Origin of the sequence: Methylovulum psychrotolerans (genome assembly GCF_002923755.1) — a bacterium.
Taxonomy (GTDB): domain Bacteria; phylum Pseudomonadota; class Gammaproteobacteria; order Methylococcales; family Methylomonadaceae; genus Methylovulum; species Methylovulum psychrotolerans.
In genome coordinates this window covers 1-5,707 of the sequence record NZ_PGFZ01000037.1, presented here as the reverse complement: position 1 = coordinate 5,707, position 5,707 = coordinate 1, and the positions used below count along the sequence as shown (strand labels likewise).

The window sequence follows — 5,707 nt, the reverse complement described above, 5'->3', positions numbered from 1 at the left end:
GGCGTGTTGGGGGGACTGTTGACGGGCAAGGTGGCGGTTGCTGAGGTGGCGGATCCGCAGTTGCGTGAGCGTTGGCGGGCGATTAGTGCGCTGTTGGCTTAGGGGGGCTTTGCTCAGGAGGGAGAGGGGTGTAGAGATAAAAAGGTTAATTAATCAATCAAGAGGGCTATATGAGTAATGTGTTTAGTTTTGTCGGTACGGTGGGGAATGATGCGCAGGTGCGCTATACGGCGGCGGGTTTGGCGGTGCTGAATGTGAATGTCGCCAATAATATCGGCTTTGGCGATAAGCAGCAGACTTTGTGGGTGCGGGTGGCGGTGTTCGGTAAGCGGGCGGAGGGGCGGCTGGTGGAGTATCTGAAAAAAGGCCAGGCGGTGTTTGTGTCGGGCGAGCTGACGCAAAGCCAGTATCAAGGTCAAGACGGCACTTTAAAGACAGCGTTGGAGTTGACCGCGCAGGTGCTGGAGTTGGTGGGTGGGCGTAAGGATAGTCCCGCCGCCGCACCCGCCCCGGTGGCTACGGCGGATTATGATGACGATATTCCGTTTTAGGCGCGGCGGTTGGCCTATTGCTTAACGCCGGAAAATTGGTCGCCGCTGCCGGTGTTGCCGGGTTGCCAGCCAATGCCGGATAGGCTGTCTTTGCCTTTGCTGATGTAGGCATCAATGGCGCGGGTTGTGCCGCCTAGGGTGATGCTGCCGTAGAGGCGGCAATCGGCGGTGATGTTGATGTTGCCGGTCAGGGCGACGGGCTGGGCGGTCGGTACGAGGCAGTTGGAACCGGCTGCTGGGGCAGTACCGCTGGCGGGCATGATCAGGGTGCAGCGGCTGACGGCGTTAAAAACGGTGTAAATTTTCCAATAGCCCGTCAGATCGGCGCGGGTGCAGGTAGCGGCTTGGGCGTTACTGAGGCCGATAAGGCCGAGGGCGATGAGCAGGCGGATTTTGGTCATGGCGGCAAGTTCTGGGTTGGCGAAATTTTTGATTATAGCCCTTTGGCTTATCGGGCGGTATGGGTTTTTAAAGCGGTTTGGTAAGGAGGGCGGTATGGAAGAGGCGGCGCGGTTTTATTGTGAGAAGTTGACGGCGACATTGCAGGTGCAAACCTGTAAGCAGCGGTATTTGAGCGGCAATTTTTTGGTCTGTAAGGGCTGTGCGGTGGGGGCGGGCCATGCGGGGGTTAAGGCGGTGCGGGTGGATTTGTCGCACACTTGCTCGCGTTGCCAAGCCCAAGCGCAACGCTTGATCGGCAAAAAATTGTGCATCAGTTGTTATAACCGCCAGTTGGAGTTTAAGAGCGGCAAGAATCGGCGCGGTAATCCGCCGAGGATTAAGATTGCCGACGTGGCGTTGCTGGTGGTAAGCCGTTCGCTGTTGCGGGTGTATCGGGATAATGTCACCTCGATGGCGGAGGTGTGGGTGGAGTTGGTGCGGCGCGGTGATGTCGAAAAAGCCGCCTTGCCGTTGTCTTTAACAAGAGGAGTGCCGTTTCAATATGACTTATTCGCTTGAACAACATGTGTGCCGTTATTGCTTGGGGCGGATTTTGTCCGCGCCGTTGGCGGCGGGGGTTAGGGAATTTAAATGCGCCAATTGCGGGCATTCGGAGTCGGGGTCGGAAGTGAAGGTGCTGTGTGTGTGCGGGTTGAGCATTAAAGGCAAGTTTTTATACCAGTGTGTGCAAAATGACCAGAAATCGCCGGTCAATAACGCCGAATATGTGGCGGGTCTGGCGGTGGGATAGGTGAACGGTTACGATTTTTTTATAGCATTAAAAGCCGATGTCTAAACCGCTGTTAAGCCCGCAACAATGGCATGAGCTGGCCGAACGCTTGTTGGCGGGGGAGACGCGCCAAGCTTTGGCGGAGGAGTATGGAGTGGCGCGTAAGACCATCAGTAACCGTTTGGGCAATTATGCCCGGCGGATGCAGGCCGTCACTGAGCAGGTGCAGGCGGTGCAGCAGGAGCAGATGCAGACGGCGGCACCTGCCGATTTGGCCAGTATCGCCGCGCATCTGGCGGGGGCGGCCCAGCACAGTGCGATGACGGCGCACCGTTTGGCGGTTATCGCCCATGGCCAATTGGCGAAGCTGGATGAGGCGAACCCATTGGATAGCAGCGAGGCGCTTCAGGCGATTGCGGCGTTGACCAAAGTGGCCCATGCGGCGGGGCAGATTGGCTTGAGTTTGCTGAAGGCTAACCAAGTCGCCACACAGGCGCAGGGCGACGGAGTGTTGCCAGCCTTGCCGGATGATCCGCAGGAGGCGGCGCGGGTTTATCAGGCATTTATGGGTAAGGATTGAGGCTGGGCTGGCGGAGCGCGGGCATCTTGCCCGCAAGTGGCGGGCAAGATGCCCGCGCTCCAAGGCTTGTGCTACTGAGTTGCTGTCTGCGTTATCTCATGCCTTTTGTCTGTTTAGTTTTTTTTGTAACCTCTCTATGACCCTACCTTTCCCCTTCGATTTTAAAAATCCCGATTATGTGCAGGTGTTGCGTTGGCGGGTGGCGCGGTTGCGGCAGTTGCGCGGTGAGCCGGGGCAGTTGGCGTATTTGCGTCAGTATTACCGCGACCATCCGGCGGATTTTATCAGCGACTGGGGCTGTACGTTTGACCCGCGCAATGTCGAGCGGGGCTTGCCGGCGGTGATCCCGTTTGTGTTGTTCCCGCGCCAACGTGAGTGGGTGGAGTGGTTTATGGGCAGGTGGCAGGCGCAGCAGCCGGGCTTGACCGAGAAGAGCCGGGATATGGGCTTGTCGTGGTTGAGTGTGGCGACGGCGGCGACGGTGTGCCTGTTTCACGATGGGGTGGTGGCGGGGTTCGGGTCGCGTAAGGAGGAGTATGTCGATAAGATCGGTTCGCCCAAGTCATTGTTTTGGAAAGCCCGGCAGTTTGTCGCTTTGTTGCCTAGGGAGTTTAAGGGCGGTTTTGATGTGACGAAGCACGCGCCGCATTTGCGCCTGAGCTTTCCGGCCACCGGGTCGGTGATGACGGGGGAGGCGGGCGACGGCATAGGCCGGGGCGACCGCTGTTCGTTTTATTTTGTCGATGAGGCGGCGTTTTTGGAGCGGCCTTTGTTGGTGGATGCGTCATTGTCGCAGACCACGCATTGCCGGATTGATTTGTCGTCGGTTAACGGCATGGGCAACCCGTTCGCGCAAAAACGCCACGGCGGTAAGATTGATGTGTTTGTGTTTGATTGGCGTGAAGACCCACGCAAGGATGAGGCGTGGTATCAGAAGCAACGGGAATTGTTGTCGCCGGTGGTGGTGGCGCAGGAGATTGACCGCAATTATGCCGCGTCGGTGGAGGCGGTGATTATCCCTAATGAGTGGCTGCAAGCGGCGGTCGATGCGCATCTGCGTTTGGGCATCAGCCCTAGTGGGGTGCAGATGGGGGCGTTGGATGTGGCTGACCGGGGCGCGGATTTGAATGCGTTTGCCGTGCGCCATGGGGTGGTGTTGACGCATGTCGAGGCGTGGAGCGGGAAGTTGGAGGATATTTTTAGCACCACGCAGCGGGCGTTCCGTTTATGCGACGCTTGGCAGTTAGGGCAGTTTTGTTATGACGGCGACGGTTTGGGGGCGGGGGTGCGCGGTGACGCGCGGGTGCTGAATGGGCAGCGCGAGGCGGCGGGTTTGCCGGAACTGGCGGTGGCGATGTTCCGGGGGTCGGATGCGGTGACTGACCCGCTGGCGCGTTTGGAGGCGGGGGAGGGCGCGGGGCGTAGCCATCAGGATTATTTTGCCAATGCCAAGGCGCAGTGGTGGTGGGCGTTGCGCAAGCGTTTTGAGTTGACCTATGCGGCGCTGCACGGTGCGGATTTTGACCCGGACGGGATTATTTCTTTGTCGGGTACGCTGCCGGAGTTGGCCTTGCTGACTTCGGAACTGGCGCGACCGACATATCGGTTTAATGGCGCGGGGAAGTTGCTGGTGGATAAGGCGCCGAACGGCAGCGCGTCGCCGAACCGGGCAGATGCGGTGATGATGGTGTTTTCGGGGTATCAGAGCAGTTCGGCCCCGGCTTTGGCTCGGTTGTGGGTGGCGGAGGCTGGGGCGGATGTGGATGTTGGCGGGAAGGCGGTGTGTGGGCAGTGCCGGGCGTTTGTTGATGGGCTGTGTGGGGAGACGGGCTGGCGGGTGGCGGCGGGGGATTTGGGGTGTGGGGGATTTTTACATTTACCTAATGTAGGCAGTCAGTTATGATTGCCTCTTTACATAATACCGTTAGCGGCACTGATATTGTTATCCTAACTATACTCTGAACGGTCAAGTTTTCGGCTTTTACAATTTACTGTAGGGTACGCTGTGCGTACCTTTTGCACTGATTTTATGAGGGTTTTTAAAGGTACGCACAGCGTACCCTACCAAAAAAACCGAAAAATTGACCGTTTGGAGTATATATAGGGTAAACCCGTAACAGCCGATAGGTTTTTTCCGGTTTGCTTGTTAAACAAAGTGCATTGCTTTTCCACAAGAACAGGTAAAACTTGAGCGACAAAAGTGAGCCGTTTAAAAAGACCGTAACACAGCTTAAGCATAACATTACTAATGATTGATAAAAGAAAGTCCGCATTTGACAATATCAGCAGAACACTTGCTATTATCCGATATGATATTGAGCAGCACCAGGTAATCAATGACTTATCGCTTAATATTCATGGCGAAAATTATTTTAGGGATATTTTTAATTATGTTTACGCGCCATGTAAGTTGGAAAACGCTAATTTTGATAGTGCTAACAGCCCTTGTGTAGATTTAGTGGATAAAGGAAGCAAGCTTGCTTATCAAATTACGACAACAAAAACAAAGGCTAAGATTGAAAATACCCTTGTTGCTTTGCAAAAGCCAGAATATCAGGGCTACCGGATAAAGCTATTTTTTCTTTTAGGTAAAGCAACGTTGAAAAAAGAGACAATCACGGAGATTAATGCCCGATTCAATGTCAATATTATCGATTGTCTCCATGATCATAAAGATTTAATCAAGGATATAAACAATCTTGAGACGACTCGATTGATTGGGTTAAATAAACGGTATTTTGAAAGCCAAAGCGGCAGATATACGGATGAAATCGTTTTGGATTTAATTTTTAGGCATTTGATAGGACAAAAATCAACAATTAAACCAATGTATAACGATGATTTTGGCAATGTGGATAGCCATGAAAAGTTAAAGTTGAATAATATCAACAATAGGATCGCCAGTGAAATTAACAAAGGGTTGGATTATCGGGATATTGTTGAAAGCATATCGCAAGAAAACAATCTTTTGACGACATTAAGAGGATTTGTAGTGGATGAGCTTTACAAAACCATTTTGATGGCGCAATTGCACGCAGCAGTCCGCCGCTCTGAATTAGAATCTAAATCGTTAGCGGAATTACATGGCTTGGCACGGCAATACGCGGTTTGTTTTAATAAAACCATTTATAAGTTGCATGAGGCGATTGAAGCAAAAATGGATATTAAAGATTTTAACGCGATGAATATCGCGTGGATTATTATCGCGTATTTCTTTGAATTGTGCGATATCGGGGTGCATGAGTCATGATTATGCCGACAAAAATCATACAACCTGTTGATTCTTTGATTGTTATAGGGTCGTGCGTATTAAAGCTATTGGCCGAGCACGGCCAGTTATCTGTTGATGATTTACTGGATAAGGTTAACAAAACTTACCATAAGCCCATTTCGATTGATAAGCTT

General features: G+C 53.1%; 8 protein-coding genes. 7 read left to right on the top strand and 1 reads right to left on the bottom strand.

The genetic code is table 11. From position 1 onward, the window contains the following. Window positions 1-170: 170 nt before the first annotated feature. Entirely contained in the window at window positions 171-551 is a 381-nt protein-coding gene (locus tag AADEFJLK_RS23090) for a single-stranded DNA-binding protein (RefSeq protein WP_103975963.1), read from the top strand. A 14-nt stretch (window positions 552-565) separates the two neighbouring features. Here the strand turns inward: AADEFJLK_RS23090 and AADEFJLK_RS23085 are convergent, their stop codons facing one another. After that, window positions 566-952, bottom strand: a complete 387-nt coding sequence (locus AADEFJLK_RS23085) for a hypothetical protein (protein ID WP_103975962.1) — start codon at window positions 950-952, stop codon at window positions 566-568. Between AADEFJLK_RS23085 and AADEFJLK_RS23080 the strand changes: the two genes are divergently transcribed. From AADEFJLK_RS23080 to AADEFJLK_RS26195, 6 genes are all read left to right on the top strand, one after another. Then, window positions 951-1,511, top strand: coding sequence for a hypothetical protein (locus AADEFJLK_RS23080; protein ID WP_103975961.1), 561 nt, complete (start codon window positions 951-953; stop codon window positions 1,509-1,511). The genes AADEFJLK_RS23085 and AADEFJLK_RS23080 overlap by 2 nt on opposite strands. Further along, window positions 1,495-1,743: a hypothetical protein gene (locus tag AADEFJLK_RS23075; RefSeq protein ID WP_103975960.1), complete on the top strand. Its 249-nt coding sequence runs from the start codon at window positions 1,495-1,497 to the stop codon at window positions 1,741-1,743. The genes AADEFJLK_RS23080 and AADEFJLK_RS23075 overlap by 17 nt, the downstream gene beginning before the upstream one ends. A 37-nt stretch (window positions 1,744-1,780) precedes the next feature. Next, window positions 1,781-2,302 (top strand): helix-turn-helix domain-containing protein, encoded by a 522-nt coding sequence (locus tag AADEFJLK_RS23070; RefSeq protein ID WP_103975959.1) that lies wholly within the window; start codon window positions 1,781-1,783, stop codon window positions 2,300-2,302. Between the two features lie 136 nt (window positions 2,303-2,438). Beyond that, complete coding sequence (locus AADEFJLK_RS23065; RefSeq protein WP_211299327.1) at window positions 2,439-4,205, top strand: hypothetical protein; 1,767 nt, start codon at window positions 2,439-2,441, stop codon at window positions 4,203-4,205. Window positions 4,206-4,550: 345 nt separating this feature from the next. Beyond that, window positions 4,551-5,552 (top strand): SMEK domain-containing protein, encoded by a 1,002-nt coding sequence (locus AADEFJLK_RS23060; protein WP_088620820.1) that lies wholly within the window; start codon window positions 4,551-4,553, stop codon window positions 5,550-5,552. Next, a partial coding sequence (locus AADEFJLK_RS26195; protein ID WP_428839039.1) for an ABC-three component system middle component 6 occupies window positions 5,549-5,707 on the top strand: 159 nt, incomplete at its 3' end. The genes AADEFJLK_RS23060 and AADEFJLK_RS26195, both read left to right, overlap by 4 nt.